This is a genomic window from Desulfobulbus sp. (genome assembly GCF_030824455.1).
Taxonomy (GTDB): Bacteria; Desulfobacterota; Desulfobulbia; order Desulfobulbales; family Desulfobulbaceae; genus Desulfobulbus.
Window position 1 is genome coordinate 39,125 of sequence record NZ_JAVBXR010000013.1, and the last position, 14,507, is coordinate 53,631.

The window sequence follows — 14,507 nt, forward strand, 5'->3', positions numbered from 1 at the left end:
AAATCACTATTCATAGTTAACCGAAAAATAAGATGAAATTAAATTCTAAATACAATAACACAATTAAAAAAAAAGAATATTTTAGCAACAATCGGCAAGATATGCTTTTTTACATTCCAGATTGGGTGAACACGACATTAGAATTTGGTTGTGGAGACGGATCATTCTCTGAGCTTGTAAAAAATAAATATGGCTCTGAAAGTTGGGCTGTTGAGATAGAAAGTGAATACGCAAAAGAAGCATCAGGTAAAATTGATAGAGTGATAAACAATGACGCGTTTAAATCTTTACCAGAATTACCAGATAATTACTTTGACTGCATTATTATGTTTGACTTCTTGGAACATTTACAACACCCATGGACTTTACTAGAAAAAATAAAATGTAAATTGTCAAAAAATGGCATCATAGTTACATCGATACCAAACATTAGATATTATCGGGTATTTAAAGATTTATTATTGCACGGAGAATGGAATTACCAAGACCAAGGAGTCTTAGACATTACTCATTTAAGATTTTTCACTTACAAAACCATAATAAACATGTTTCACGATCTTGACTACGAAATAATAACAATGAAAGGAATACACCCAACTCGAAGTAAAAATTTAAAAATTATAAACTTCATGACATTTAATTTATTTTCTGATGCAAAATATTTGCACTATGTAAATGTGGTGAAACCAAAAATATAACTGGAAAATTAAATTTCATTCGAACAAAAAAATGAAAAATTGCACCGAAATTGAAATAAAATACAAAAAACGATTTTCAATTTGCACTCTTGTCACTAATTTTTCAGAATACGAAGAGATGGTTCACTCATTTGAAACAGCCGGATTTTCAGAAAAAACTGCTGATTTCTTCTACATTGACAATTCAGAATTCAATCACGACGATGGCTACACAGGTACAAATAAATTTCTTAATCAATCGAATTACAAATATATCATAATTTGCCACCAAGATATTCTTTTAAAATTTGACAGCATTGACGTTTTAGACAAATGTATCAATGAGATAGAAGAATTAGACCCCAACTGGGCAATATTGGGAAATGCTGGTTTTCAAGGATTTACAGAGAGATTTTACAGAATCACTGACCCGTGGGGCGACAATAGAAATACTGGAAAATTTCCCGCAAAAGTCAAAAGTCTAGATGAAAATTTTTTACTAGTCAAAAACGAATCAAACCTTAGTTTATCGCACGATTTATCGGGTTTCCATATGTATGGAACAGATTTATGCACCATAGCTAAAATATTAGGGTGGAATAGCTACGTAATCAATTTTCATCTCTTCCACAAAAGTGCCGGCAATGGTGGCAGTGATTTCAATGCTTCCAGATCTATGTTTATTAAAAAATACCAAAAATGCTTAAAATCGCTTTGGATTCGCACTCCATGCACCTCTTTAATTGTCACCAAAAGTCGCTGGCTCAACAACATCCTAAATCGAAAGTTTTTTTACAGCATAAAGAAAAGGGGAGAACAATTGAAATGTTTTTTTAACGTTTGAATTGCTCATCGTCGTTCGCATGCAAACAATGACAAAATTGATGCATTATAAAATGAATTCCATCCCAACAATTTCCGTTTCCCTATTACTGTTTTTAATTCTTGGGCTCTTGGTTCGAATCATTACCCATAATCATTTAGTAATCATCAACCCCGATGGCATTCTCTATATTTACCAAGCAAAAGCCATTGCCAGCGGCCAATGGGATCTCCTCAATCAATGCCAGCTGCCCTATGTTTCCCTGTATCCATTCCTGATCGCGCTTGCCCACCTGTTTGTGCCCAGTTGGACGACGAGCGCTCAAATGGTTTCCCTCTGTTGCGGCATGGGCATGCTGGCAGTGCTGTATCCGCTGCTGCGTCAATTTTACGATCCTGCCGTCAGTAGGCTCACCACCCTGCTTTTTGCCCTGACGCCCATGCTGGTTCGCTACAGCGCCGACGCTATGCGGGACGCAACCTTCTGGTTCTTTTTCCTCGCTTCAATGCTCGCGTTTGTCGTGCACAGCAAGCAATTGCAATCCCCACGCAGATCCTTCTTTTGGCTGCTGACCAGCAGCGTCTTCATTCTGCTGGCGGCATGGAGCCGCATTGAAGGCTTGGTTTTGCTGCCCGCCGCCTGCTTGTGCATTGTCCTTGCCCAAGGCGAACGAAAATTGTCCCGCTTGCTGACGGTTCTTCTCCCGTTTTTGCTGCTGGCCCTCGCCGGCGGGTCCGTGTTGCTGCTTTACGGGGTCGACGTCTTCAGCCTGATCCGGCTGAATGAAGTTGCCGACAAATTTATCCAACCCATGGTCTCTTACCAAGAACTTCGCCAAGCGTTGAAAACATTGTTTAGCGGGTACGGTTTTTCGTTGCTTGGCAATTTTCTTGAGACTTCTTACCATGTTGTTTGGCTGATCGCGCTTGGGTCCATTTTGAGCAACGCCATGGAGTCTTATTTTTATCCCTACGTGCCGTTCTATCTCCTTGGGGGCGTTGTGTTCTGCACCCAATCCCGACGCCGCTCCGACTTTCTCTACGTCCTCCTGATCATTGGCGCCTCCTTTGTTCTTTTGTGCGCCCATGTCGTTCAGACCTGGGTCATGACCTATCGCTTCATTGCCCTATTGCTGCTGCCCTCCTGTCTTTTTGCCGGACTGGGCATACAAACGGCGCTCGATTGGCTTGCGGCGCGACCTCAATGGACCCCCAAAAAAGCCTTCGCCATGGTCGCCGCATTTATAGTGCTGGCGTCATTGCCGAAAAACATGCGCTCAATTGAGGACGACAAGGCTGTCTACCCTCAAATCGGCCAAGCAGCCGCTCAACTGGTCCACAACCAATTGCCTGTCGGCATTGCCGGCAGAAGGTCGATCGCGCACAATTGGATTGTCTTCTACGCCAACGCCGATTCCACCACCCCCCTTTGTTATCACGACAGCATTGTGACCCCTGGCTCCGTTGCCGCGCTTGAACAATTGATGCGCGCCCGAAACATGCAGTTTTTCCTCTGGGAGGAGTTGGCGTGGAAAAATGGGTCGTTCGGTCACTCAAGCATGGAGTTTCAAGACCGGTTTGAAGAAATGGGGCGTTGGCGACACGAAGACACTGGAACACTTATCCTGTTCCGGCTTAAAGGCGAGCATGAGGCGCTTCCGGACGCTTGATCCGCCCAACCGACGCATCCGTTCACACAACACGTCAACCGCATCATCATCGCCCATTCTGCACGAAAATAGGTATCCATTGAATATTGCGCTCGTTCACTCCAATTTTACCCGAGGGGGGGGCATGGAAGCGTACCTGCTCTCCCTGGTCCGTGGTTTCCAACGCCAAGGCGACCTGGTCACTGTGCACGCCTGCGCCGTTGATCCGGAGTTAGTCAAGGAAACCGGCTGCACTGTTCGGAGAATCAGGCCGATTCTGCCCCGGAAAATGCGAGAATTTCGTTTTTTGCAGCAATGCGATCAATTGCCGCTGAAACAGGAATATGATCTGGCCATTGGCATGGCCAGAACCAGCAGCACGCATGTTGCAGTGTGCGGCGGCGTCCATGTGGAAACCATCCGCCATATCCGCCGCACCGCTTTGTTGCGTGGCGTCTACGATCTGTTTGAAACCTATTTTGAACGAAAAATGTTCCGTACGGTCCCCCACGTCATGGCGCACTCGGCCACGGTGGCGCGGGAAATTCTCGCCCATTTTCAGATCGACGGCTCCAAGGTGCAGGTTGTCTATCCGCCCATTGACTCGGCGGCCTTTCGTTTCTTCGACAACCACGAGCGCGCCCAGGCCCGCGCCGCCCTCGGCATTGACGACAGTCGCCTGATTTTCCTCTTTGTGTCCTGCGGCCACCAGCGCAAAGGCCTGCAGGAACTGCTGCGCGCCTTTGTCTCACTGGACCCAAAGCGTTATCAGCTCCTGGTGGCTGGCAGCAAAATTTCCATGCCGCACCCCGACAACGTGCGCCACCTTGGCTATTGCACCAATCTGGCCCCGGTGTACGCTGCTGTGGATTACACCATCCTGCCGTCGCACTACGAACCGTTTGGTTTGGTCGTCCCTGAATCAATGCAATGCGGCTCCCCGGTTGTGGTCACCAAACAGGTCGGCGCCGCAGAGCTATTGCAAGGGGAACCCTCTGTGCTGCTGGACGACAACCAGCCCGCAACCATTGTCGACGCGCTCAGGCAACTTGATCGGGGCCTGAGGGTCGAGCCCGGGTTTGCGGATCGGCACGGTTTGGGAATCAATCACCATATCAATGAAATTAAACGGCTTTTTGGCTAAAACGGATTCATGGACTTAAACGGCAACCGGATATTGGTCGTCAAGCAAAGCTCCCTTGGCGACGTCATCCATACCTTTCCAACGACCCACGCGCTCAAACGCTGCTTTCCGCAGTGCTCCATAGGCTGGGTGGTGGAACAAGGCTATGCGGCGCTGGTTGGCCAAGACGATTCGGTCGACCGTGTGCATCCCATGCACATCCCGTCGACCAGCAGCCCGGATTCCACCTGGTTTTCGTATGGAAGCGCGCTCGCAGCAACCTTGCGGGTCCTCCATGATTTGCGGCGCTCCTTTGCCGCCGCGCCCTACGATTTGATCCTCGACCTGCATGCCTCCTTTCGCAGCGGGCTCATGGCCGTCATGAATCCTGGCGGCCTGCGCGTCGGCTTTAAAGACGCTCGGGAATTGAACACCCTGTTTCAACACCGGTTGCTCGACGTCCCAGAGGGCACAGTGCATGCGGTGGATAAGAATCTGCTGTTTGCATCGCACTTTGCCTGCCCGGTCGTGCCGGCGGATTTTTATCTGTGCTCAAGCACGTCCGATGAAGAGCGGGTTGCCGTATTTTTATCGCAATCCGGCATTGGCCCTGATGATCGTTTTGTGTACGTCAATCCCGCCGCCCGTTGGCAATCCAAATTCTGGCTGGAGACCCGCTGGAGCCGACTTTGCGACCGGTTGGCCGATGCTGGCGTGCGAGCCGTGTTTGGCGGCAGCGGCAGTGATGTGGCCTACATCCAAGAGGTCATCGGGCGCATGAACCACTCCGGCGCCGCAATCGCAGCCGGCCAGTTGAGCCTGACGGAATCGGTCGCCCTGATGAAAAGAGCCTCGGCCTACGTGGGATTGGACACCGGCCCCATGCACATCGCCGCCATGGCCGGCGTGCCGGTGGCGGCCCTGTTCGGCCCGACCCACCCTGAACGGGTTGGCCCATATAGGGTCCGCAATGTGATCGTGCGGGCGGAAAACGTGCCGTGCCTCTGCTGTCGGAAACGGGTGTGCGACCACATGAGCTGCATGCGCTCCATCAGCGTGGAGCAGGTGTTCGCTGCAGTGATGGGTTTACTTTGAGAAATTGACGATGATAAAAGAAAACGTGCGGATCAGCTTGATCGTGACCACCTACAACTGGAAGGAGGCGCTTGAGCTTGTGTTGCGCAGCGCCTTTTACCAAACGCTGGCGCCGATGGAAATTGTGGTGGCCGACGACGGTTCGCGGCCGGACACCGCCGAACTTATCCGCAACATGGCGTCTCAAGCGCCGGTGCCCCTGGTGCACTCCTGGCATGAAGACGACGGCTATCGATTGGCAAAAAGCCGAAACAGGGCCATCGCCCGGGCGCAAGGGGACTACATTCTGCTGATCGACGGCGACATCCTGCTGGATCGCCGCTTTGCAGCCGACCACCTGGCCGTCGCCCGGCGAGGATACTTTGTCCAGGGGCCGCGCGCTTTACTGGGCGACAAGTTGACCGCGCAGGTCTTTGCCCGCGGCGCCCTTACCATTCCCCTGGGCGCCAGAGGCGTCGGCAACAAGAAAAACTGCCTGCGTTCTGAACTGCTTTCCCGGCTGTTTTCCCTGAAAAGCACCAAACTGCAGGGCACCCGATTGTGCAATTTTGCTTTTTGGAAGGAGGATGCACTCCGGGTGAACGGATTTAATGAGGACTTTGTCGGATGGGGACGGGAAGATTCCGAATTTGTCGCCCGGTTGCTCAACTGCGGGGTGCAGCGCCAGAATCTGAAATTTCGCGCATTGGGATATCATTTGCACCACCCGATGAACAATCGGGACCGGCTGGCTCTCAACGACGATCTGCTGCAGCGGACCATCGAAGGGCGGCTCACCTGGTGCAAAACCGGGCTTGATCAGTATCGCAGTTGATTCAGGGCGTGCGCTTCAGGGGAGGAGAAGGCGGCGGGATCCAGGCGGCCTGGAGTTCGTGCAGCTTGGCATACTTGTAAAACGTCCCTTCGAAATTGCCGAGGGCGATGATAAAGCCGGGCCAGCCGTCGAGGAGGCCCCGTTTCAACACATACATGTGGAAAAACGACCACACCCCGTGCACCAAGGCCTGCGGCAAAGAGCCGGTTCGGCCCCGTTGCGCAAGCTTCTGTGCGCCGAGCGACGAGTATTTGTTGGCTTTGTGCACCACCTCTTCGAGGTTTTTGTACGGCACCTGCCAGATGGGGTTGCGGAGAAATCCGACCGGCAGGCGGGAATGGATGGAAAACTCCTCGTGCACCTGGTCGTCTTTGAACACCAAGGCCCCTTTCTTGAACAGCTGCGGCTGGCGGTAATCGGGATAAAATCCTGAATAGCGTATCCAGCGACCCATGAAAAAATTTCTCCGGGGAATGTAATAGGCGTCTGCTTGCGGAGCCTGAACGCAGGTCAGGATTTCATCACGGGCTTCCGGGGTGCATCGTTCGTCCGAATCCAACGAAAAAATCCAATCGTGGGTGCAGGCGGCCATGGCCTGATTGCGCAGATCGCCAAAGCCGCGAAAGGGAATTTGCACCACCCGCGCCCCGAGTTCCTCGGCAATGGCCACCGTGTTGTCCTGGCTGGAGGAATCCGCAACCACTATTTCATCGGCCCACAGCACCGAATTGACGGCCGCGCGGATTTTGTCCGCCTCGTTGTAGGTAATGATGTAAACGGAAATTTTGTTCATGCTTGGCGGATGACCTGCTGGGGGGGACGAGCTTTCGCCGCGCTGGCAAGTTGCACCACAATCCGGTCGGTCTTGTGCAGGCGCTCGACCAGGGTGCGGAATAAATGCTTGGAGACTTCCGGATATTTTTCGATCAACTCCGCCAATTTGGCGCCCGGATACCGTTTGATCGTGCAACGCCCCACGGAAATGATGGAGGCGGAACGCGGCTCTTCCAAAATTGCCGCCATTTCGCCAAAGTATTCGCCAGGTTCGGTAATTTCCGCAATCTTTTTCCCCGAACGCAACACCGCCACCTTGCCCCGAATCAATTTGAAAAAATCCCGATCCTTGTTGCCTTCCTGGATCACCACATCCCCGTCTTCGTATTCCTCCACATCCGGGTTTACCAGATACGCCGGCAGACTGTCTTCATGGGCCACGGTCCGTTTTAACACCTCTTCGAGACTGGTGACGCCTTCCCGCGCCTTTTGCAGACCGGCCTCGCGCAGGGTAAACATGCCTTCCTGCATGGCGACCTTGCGCAATTGCTCCTCGGAAACTTCCGCCTGAATCGCTTCGGCCACCGCTTCCGTCACTTCCATAAGCTCAAAAAAGCCAACCCGGCCCCGATACCCCAACCCGTTGCAATCCGGGCAGCCTCTGGCTTTGAATAATTTCAATTCGTCTAGCTCGTTCTCCCTGAATCCGGCGCTGAGGAGCGTTTGCTGGTCATATTCCGCCGGCGTTTTGCATTTCGCGCACAATCGTCTGGCAAGGCGCTGAGAGAGCACCATGGTCAGCGAAGAGGCCAGGATATACGAAGGAATGCCAATATCCACCATACGGCTGACCGTGGCCGGCGAATCGTTGGTGTGCAGCGTCGAGAAGACGAGATGGCCGGTCATGGCCGCTTTCATTGCGATCTCCGCGGTTTCAATGTCGCGAATCTCGCCGACCATGATAATGTCGGGATCCTGGCGGAGAAAGGCCTTGAGCGCCGCAGCAAAGGTCATGCCGACCTCGGCGTTGACGTTGACCTGGTTGATGCCCTTGAAGTTGAACTCGACCGGGTCTTCAGCGGTCAGAATTTTGATGTCTTCGGTGTTCAGGGAGTTCAGCGCGGAATAGAGGGTGACGGTCTTGCCCGAGCCAGTCGGCCCCGTCACCAGCAGCAAGCCCTGGGGGCGCGTAAGGCATCTTCTCAGCGCTGCAAAGGTCTCGACGGTAAAACCAAGCTTGGTCAGGTCGACATTGAGCGAGTCCTTATCCAGAATACGAAGAACAATGCCCTCGCCGTAGAGCAGCGGCAGGGTGGAGACCCGGAAATCAACCGCCCGGTTGCGGCCGAGACGGATTTTAATGCGGCCGTCCTGCGGCACCCGACGCTCGGTGATGTTCAACCCTGCCAGGATTTTCATGCGGGCAGCCATGGCGTTTTTAATCGTCAAGGGCAGGTTCATCGACTTGAACAGGGCGCCATCCTTGCGATAGCGCACCTGCATGGTCTTCTCAAACGGCTCGATATGGATGTCGCTGACCCCGTCCTGCACAGCCTTCACCAGGATGCCGTTAACCAGCTTGATAATGGGGGCGTCTGAGGCGGAAAACTGCTCGAAAGAGCCTTCGTCCGCCCCGCCGCTCTCAATCTCGAAATCCTCCGCCGCATCGGAAACCAAGGCGCCAAAGTCGTCAACCTGGGTAACAGCCTCCTCTTCCGCCTCGGTTTCAAATTTAAAGAAGGACTGATATTCTTCGTCGCTGATATGATAATATTTTTTATAGGCGTCTATGATGTCCTTGGCTGTCGAGACGCAGACCGTAAGATTTTTCTGAATAATATCTTGCAGTTGCTCAACGTCCAAAGAGTCAGTCGGCTCCGCCATGGTGACCTGCAGCGTGTTCCCGGCGATGCGCAACGGGAAGGCCATGAACTGCTTGGCAGTTTCGTAGGGAACGAGGCTCAGCGCCTCCTTGCTCGGCGCCTCCTGGTCGACGACGACCAGGGTATAGTTGTGCATCCTGCTGAGAAAGTTGGCGATGGTGTCCCGTTCGATCGCGCCGCTTTCCAGCAAGATGCGACCCAGCCGCTCGCCTGTTTTCTTCTGAACAATTTTGGCTTCCTCAAACTGGGTGGCAGTGATGTAGCCTGCCTTGCTCAGAAGTTCGCCAATTTTCAATTTGCCGGCTCCGGACTGGTCTTTGACCGTCCGTTTCATCGAGCTTCTCTGCGAATCTGTGAGTGGTTGCCCTGGTTTTATAGCCATGGATGTGTATAGACCCTATGCGTCAAGAGAAATGGGATTTTCAGATAGTGTACTACAAAAGCGCATGCTGGTCAAAAAGGAAGAAAACCTTTTTTGGAAGGACAGTTAAGGCGCTGACGCCGGCGCCCAATCAATGCAGCCGGCCCCAGAAGCCTCTTTTCAAGAGAAGACTGCAGGAAATCGTTCTTGAAGCGCTTGCTGCAACGGAATCATCACCTCGCGCATCGAGGGCTCGGCGGCCATTGAAGTGCGAAGTTCGAGGATATGCCGCCATTCCAGGAGATTGGCGTAGACGATAATCTCGGTCTTGCAGGAATTGGGCAGCACGGTGCGGGCGGCCTGCGGGGTTGCGGTCTGCAGCAGACGGAAGTACTGCTGTTCCATGGCCTCCATCGACTGCTTCCAAACGGCAAACTCTTCGCTCTGCTCGTCAAAAAAAACCGGTTTGATAAAGGTCACCTCGTTGCCGAATTTGTCGGCGGAATAGCGACAGTATCGCTGGCTCTCCTGCAGAAAGGTACAGGGACGATGGCGAACCAGTTCGTGGGTGACCGCCCGATTGACGATGAACTTGACCGCGAGATAACGATGCTTGGCCAATTGCGGCGGAGCCAACTGCTCAACGGCTGCAAGGCTCAGTTCTTCAATAACAATGCCGTCGATTGCCTTTTCCCCTGACGCAAGGTGCAGGGTTTCAAAAAAATAGGGGTGTTTGCGCCTGAGGAACAGGCCAATGGCCTGGGAGACGGCGTCCTCGGGATGAAACAGCAGCATCTCGCGATAGGCGCGGATGGAACCAGTGATCAGCAGCCGATTCCCCTCCAGCTGATCGATCTGGAGAAATTTGGGTTGAAGAAAATACAGCGCCTGAATCGGGTCCGACCCGGCACAGGCGACGATCAATGTCGCCACGCCCATCTCCAGCACCGAGTTGTGACCGTTCTCCGCCATTTTCCTGACAAAGGGAATGGCGGAATCACGGTCAATCCGGTTTTCGCTTTTGTAGCAGATGCGACCGCAGTATTCGATGCGGACCGGCAGGCTCTGCTGGTCAAGTTCATCAAGAATGGTGAAGCTTGGCTCGATTATGCGCATGGGGAACCGACAAGAAATGGGGAAAAAAAACGCCGCCTTGGCCAAGCCACAGGCGGCGTTGGAGAAAACGCTACTTGTTGTTTTCTTCCCAGAAGGGAGACATGGCCCGCAGCTTGGCAATGATGGCCGGCATTTTTTCAAGGACAAAATCGACTTCTTCCTCGGTGTTGTAAATCGACAGGCTGAAGCGGATGGAACCGTGCGCGGCGGTGAACGGCACCCCCATGGCGCGCAGCACATGGGACGGCTCCAGCGAACCGGAGGTGCAGGCAGACCCCGAAGAGGCACAGATGTTGTGCTGATTCATGTGCAGCAGGATGGCCTCGCCCTCAACGTACTCAAAGCTGATGTTGGCGGTGTTGGGCAGCCGCTGTTCCGGATGACCGTTGAGCAGCGCCTTGGGAATCGAGGTCAGCAATCCTTTTTCCAGCTTGTCGCGCAGGGCCCGCACCCGGGTGTTTTCCTCGTCCATCTTGGCCGCAGCCAAGGCGCAGGCTTTGCCCAGACCGACAATGGAAGCGACGTTTTCCGTGCCGCCGCGACGACCGCGCTCCTGGTGGCCGCCGTTGAGAAACGGAATGAACGGCGTTCCCTTGCGGACGTAGAGCACGCCGATTCCTTTTGGGGCGTGGAGCTTGTGGCCGGAAAGGGAGAGAAAATCAATCGCCGTTTCCTTGAGGTTGATTGGAATTTTGCCCACCGCCTGGACCGCGTCGGTGTGGAACAGGATGCCGCGTTCCTTGGTTATCCTGGCCATCTCTTCCACCGGAAAAATAACCCCAGTCTCATTGTTGGCCCACATGACGCTGACAATCGCGGTCTCGTCGGTGAGGCTGTCCTTGAACCGTTGCAGATCCAGGGTGCCGTCGGCTTCAACATGCAACCGGGTGGAGTGATATTTGCGGCCGGTGAAAATCTCCAGATTGTCGCAGAGATTTTTCACTGCCGGATGCTCCACCCGGGTGGTGACCACATGATTTTTTTCAGGATAGGTCTGGATGGCGGAAAGAATGGCGGTGGAGTCGCTTTCCGTGCCGCAGCTGGTGAAGACGATCTCCTCGGGGCTGGCGCCAAGCAGGTCGGCGACCTCCTGCCGGGCCTGACTGACCGCCTGGCCGACCTGGCCGCCAAAGGTGTGCATGGACGAAGGATTGCCGTATAATTCAGTGAGATAGGGCATCATGGCGTCCAGCACCTCGGGAGCAACCCGGGTGGTGGCGTTGTTGTCCATGTAAACTACCTGGTCTGGCGAAACAGTCATTATTTGTCCTCCTCGACGATCAGGCTTTCAAGCACCTGTTCACGCAACTTTTTCTCCACATATTCCTTGAGGGTGGTCCGCGACGAATGGCAACCGGCGCAGGAACCGCGCAACGACACGGTGACGAAGTCGCCGTCCACGTCAATCAGGCGAATGTCGCCGCCGTCCTTTTTCAGGGTGGGCTTGATTTCCCGCTCAATGACTTCCTCGATTTTTTTAATTTTCTCCAGGCTGGTCATCCGTTTTTGCTTTTTCACCCCCACGGTCTGCTCGGGCAGCCCTTCCGCCGTTTCCACTAGCAGCTCGCGCAACCGCCCCTCACACTTGCCGCAACCGCCACCGGCCTTGGTGAAGTTGGTGATTTCCTCCACCGAGGTCAGCGAATTCTCCTTGATGGCGCGGATAATCTCCAGATCGGTGACGCCAAAACACTCGCACACCACCTCGCCCTGCGCCATAGGCAGGATAACGCCGGTGTAGTCGGCAATGGCGGCCTCCAGGGCCTCGCGTCCCATCACCGAACAGTGCATCTTTTCCTTGGGCAGACCGCCAAGGGCCCTGGCAATGTCGTCGTTGGTCAGATTTTTGGCGTCTTCCAACTTCATGCCCTTGAGCATCTCGGTGAGCATGGAGGACGACGCAATGGCCGAGGCGCAGCCAAAGGTCTTGAACTTGGCGTCGGTGATGATCTGATTTTCATCGACCTTGATGGTCAGGCGCAGGGCGTCGCCACAGGCTATGGAGCCGACGTTGCCGACGCCGTCGGCGTTTTCGATCTCGCCGACGTTCTTCGGATTAATGAAATGTTCCTGGACCTTGTCTGTATATTCCCACATGACCGATTCTCTGTGTAATGGTTTCCGATGATCTTCCCGAGCCCCTTGGCGTGCAGCATCTGCAGGGACAAATGTAAATTTCTACATTAGGGCAGGAGTCCGATTTCGGCAAGCATCGATTTGGCGCTTTTTACCAGCAACGTGGTTTCCTCCCGGTTCCTCGCCTCGACATAAAAGCGGACCTTGGGTTCGGTGCCCGACGGTCGGATCATAATCCAGGAGCCGTCCTCAAAAATCATTTTGCGGCCATCGACGTCGATCACCTGGGCGATGGTTTTAAGCCCATCCCCCACCCGCACCTGGCTGCCTGGGCCGTATTGCTCCAGTTGTCCCAGGGTCTGCAGCAGAGTTGCTCCCTGCTGTGACACCACCACGCCGTCGCGATCGGGATAGAAGCAGCCAAAGGTCGCCTCAATTTCAGCCAGATATTCGCCCAGGGATTTTTTTAGGGTCATGACCATGTCGATGGCCAGAATCAGGCCAATAAAGGCGTCTTTTTCCGGGGTATGGCCGATGATTGAAATGCCGTCCGACTCCTCGAAATAGACCAGCGCCTTGTTGATTACCGGCTTGAATTCCTTAAAGCCGACCTTGGGTTCAAAGACCTCCTCGCCCAGCTGCTCGGCCACGGCGTTGGCCAGATTGCTGGAGGCCACGGTTTTGGCGACCATGCCGCGTTTGCCTTTGATCTCATGGAGGAAATGGTAGGCCATGGCCCCGAATTGGTTCATCGAGATCTCGATGACGCCGTCGGTGAAACGGATGCGGTCGCCGTCCGGGTCGATGATCGCCCCGATTTTCAGCGGTTCGCTCCGTACCGCCAAGGTGCGCATCACTGGCTGCATATTGGCGGACGAAGGTTCCGGCGCAATGCCGCCAAAGGTCGGGTCTTGGCTGTCCCGCAGCAACACCAGCCGGTCCGCCGGCGGATTATTGAGCAGGCGGCGCAGATATCGACGCGACGCGCCATGCACTGCGTCAACGCAGACCACCACCTCGTCGTTGGTCGCCAGGTCGGCAAGCAACTGATCATAGGCAATGCCGTGGAGCGCGGCGCCGTTTCGCACCAGCTGCCGCCAGCTCTCCAGTGCGTCTTCCATGACCACGCCCGGCAATTCTGCCAGCGGTTGCTGCAGATTGCAACCCGCCGGAATAAAGGGAACCGCGTCCTGCTGCACATACTCACCGGCAAACCGGGTGATGGCGTCGGTCAGCACAGGGGCGGCCGGTCCGGCGTCGGCGGCGTTGTACTTGAACCCGCCGTATTCCATGGGGTTGTGACTGGGGGTCAGGTTGATGGAAAAGGCGGCCTTGCGAATCAGCACCGAGGCCGACAAGGCTCCGGTGGTGGCCTCGCCGGCGTAGAACACCTTCACCCCGTTGGCGCACAAAACATTGACCGCCGCCAAGGCCAGCAGAGGACCGCCAAAACGGTTGTCAAAACCAACCACGCAGCCGCGCTGCTGCATTTCGGCAAAGCTGTCGACCCCGAGGGCTGCGCGCAGCTCCGCGTTGCCCTCGGCTTGCCGGTACAGGTTGAGAATGGCGGCGGTCACCGCAGCCACCGAGTGGACAAAAAGATCCTTGCCAAGCGTGCCCCGCCACCCGGAGGTACCAAAGGCAATCACCGCACGGGGCAGGCCTTGGTTGGAGAGCATTTCATCCTCGACCAGACGGTAGACCCGGTCAATGCCGCCCTGCCACTGCTGTCGCGACTGGGCCTCGCCTGCCCCTGCGCGGCCAGCCACCAGCTGCTTGATCGCGTCGAAATAGTTGCTTTGCTTGTGATTTTCTTCAACAGTATACCGACTTAGAATCAATTCGATCTCTTTTTCGATGGTCATGTCCGCTCCGTAGGGGGTTCAAGTGATCGGGCAACGTTGAAAAACCAAACATTCCATCAGTATAGCCCCCGGCAAGGTTCTTGGCAAGATGCTACCGATCTGGTTGCCCCGCACGACAATCAGCCGGAACAGGCAAAGGCAGACGTTTCGGTTGACCGGCGGGGGGATTTTTTTTATATATCAGTACTTTTAGAGTTATATACGCTGGTTTCCAAGAACAGACGGTTTGCGGAAAGGGCGGCATCCAACCGG

The 14,507-nt window shown here is 54.2% G+C and carries 12 protein-coding genes; 6 read left to right on the forward strand and 6 right to left on the reverse strand.

Features of this window, described 5'->3' with window-relative positions:
- Nucleotides 1–32: 32 nt before the first annotated feature.
- The 6 genes from RCH93_RS02025 to RCH93_RS02050 all read left to right on the forward strand — a co-directional run bounded on the left by RCH93_RS02025 (nt 33) and on the right by RCH93_RS02050 (nt 6,180).
- The gene (locus RCH93_RS02025) at nt 33–698 is read left to right on the forward strand and encodes a class I SAM-dependent methyltransferase (RefSeq protein WP_306546602.1); all 666 of its coding nucleotides are present in this window, start codon (nt 33–35) and stop codon (nt 696–698) included.
- Between the two features lie 31 nt (nt 699–729).
- Entirely contained in the window at nt 730–1,521 is a 792-nt protein-coding gene (locus tag RCH93_RS02030) for a hypothetical protein (protein ID WP_306546604.1), read from the forward strand.
- Nucleotides 1,522–1,630: 109 nt separating this feature from the next.
- Nucleotides 1,631–3,169, forward strand: a complete 1,539-nt coding sequence (locus RCH93_RS02035; RefSeq protein WP_306546606.1) for a glycosyltransferase family 39 protein — start codon at nt 1,631–1,633, stop codon at nt 3,167–3,169.
- A 124-nt stretch (nt 3,170–3,293) separates the two neighbouring features.
- Nucleotides 3,294–4,292, forward strand: coding sequence for a glycosyltransferase family 4 protein (locus RCH93_RS02040; protein WP_306546608.1), 999 nt, complete (start codon nt 3,294–3,296; stop codon nt 4,290–4,292).
- A 9-nt stretch (nt 4,293–4,301) separates the two neighbouring features.
- A complete protein-coding gene (locus tag RCH93_RS02045) occupies nt 4,302–5,366 on the forward strand; it encodes a glycosyltransferase family 9 protein (RefSeq protein ID WP_306546610.1) in 1,065 nt (354 codons plus the stop codon).
- A gap of 25 nt (nt 5,367–5,391) precedes the next feature.
- Nucleotides 5,392–6,180 (forward strand): glycosyltransferase family 2 protein, encoded by a 789-nt coding sequence (locus tag RCH93_RS02050; protein ID WP_373693243.1) that lies wholly within the window; start codon nt 5,392–5,394, stop codon nt 6,178–6,180.
- Nucleotide 6,181: 1 nt separating this feature from the next.
- On the opposite strand, the gene RCH93_RS02055 is transcribed toward RCH93_RS02050, so the two are convergent.
- From RCH93_RS02055 to RCH93_RS02080, 6 genes are all read right to left on the reverse strand, one after another.
- A complete protein-coding gene (locus tag RCH93_RS02055) occupies nt 6,182–6,973 on the reverse strand; it encodes a glycosyltransferase family 2 protein (RefSeq protein ID WP_306546614.1) in 792 nt (263 codons plus the stop codon).
- Nucleotides 6,970–9,171 (reverse strand): type IV-A pilus assembly ATPase PilB, encoded by a 2,202-nt coding sequence (gene pilB / locus RCH93_RS02060; protein WP_306546616.1) that lies wholly within the window; start codon nt 9,169–9,171, stop codon nt 6,970–6,972. Before pilB ends, RCH93_RS02055 begins: the two co-directional genes overlap by 4 nt.
- Nucleotides 9,172–9,378: 207 nt before the next feature.
- Nucleotides 9,379–10,314 carry an FAD-dependent thymidylate synthase gene (locus RCH93_RS02065; RefSeq protein WP_306546618.1) on the reverse strand — a complete coding sequence of 312 codons (936 nt, stop codon included), beginning with the start codon at nt 10,312–10,314 and terminating at the stop codon, nt 9,379–9,381.
- A gap of 70 nt (nt 10,315–10,384) precedes the next feature.
- Nucleotides 10,385–11,575, reverse strand: coding sequence for a cysteine desulfurase NifS (gene nifS, locus RCH93_RS02070; RefSeq protein ID WP_306546620.1), 1,191 nt, complete (start codon nt 11,573–11,575; stop codon nt 10,385–10,387).
- The gene (gene nifU / locus RCH93_RS02075) at nt 11,575–12,411 is read right to left on the reverse strand and encodes a Fe-S cluster assembly protein NifU (protein WP_306546622.1); all 837 of its coding nucleotides are present in this window, start codon (nt 12,409–12,411) and stop codon (nt 11,575–11,577) included. The genes nifS and nifU overlap by 1 nt, the downstream gene beginning before the upstream one ends.
- A gap of 86 nt (nt 12,412–12,497) precedes the next feature.
- Nucleotides 12,498–14,255, reverse strand: coding sequence for a phosphoglucomutase (locus RCH93_RS02080; RefSeq protein ID WP_306546624.1), 1,758 nt, complete (start codon nt 14,253–14,255; stop codon nt 12,498–12,500).
- Between the last annotated feature and the right edge of the window lie 252 nt (nt 14,256–14,507).

Bases quoted from the DNA above. Each gene is read 5' to 3' on its own strand.
- RCH93_RS02025 (WP_306546602.1), top strand. From the start codon at position 33: ATGAAATTAAATTCTAAATACAATAACACAATTAAAAAAAAAGAATAT.
- RCH93_RS02030 (WP_306546604.1), top strand. From the start codon at position 730: ATGAAAAATTGCACCGAAATTGAAATAAAATACAAAAAACGATTTTCA.
- RCH93_RS02040 (WP_306546608.1), top strand. From the start codon at position 3,294: ATGGAAGCGTACCTGCTCTCCCTGGTCCGTGGTTTCCAACGCCAAGGC.
- RCH93_RS02045 (WP_306546610.1), top strand. From the start codon at position 4,302: ATGGACTTAAACGGCAACCGGATATTGGTCGTCAAGCAAAGCTCCCTT.
- RCH93_RS02055 (WP_306546614.1), bottom strand. From the start codon at position 6,973: ATGAACAAAATTTCCGTTTACATCATTACCTACAACGAGGCGGACAAA.
- pilB (WP_306546616.1), bottom strand. From the start codon at position 9,171: ATGAAACGGACGGTCAAAGACCAGTCCGGAGCCGGCAAATTGAAAATT.
- RCH93_RS02065 (WP_306546618.1), bottom strand. From the start codon at position 10,314: ATGCGCATAATCGAGCCAAGCTTCACCATTCTTGATGAACTTGACCAG.
- nifS (WP_306546620.1), bottom strand. From the start codon at position 11,575: ATGACTGTTTCGCCAGACCAGGTAGTTTACATGGACAACAACGCCACC.
- nifU (WP_306546622.1), bottom strand. From the start codon at position 12,411: ATGTGGGAATATACAGACAAGGTCCAGGAACATTTCATTAATCCGAAG.
- RCH93_RS02080 (WP_306546624.1), bottom strand. From the start codon at position 14,255: ATGACCATCGAAAAAGAGATCGAATTGATTCTAAGTCGGTATACTGTT.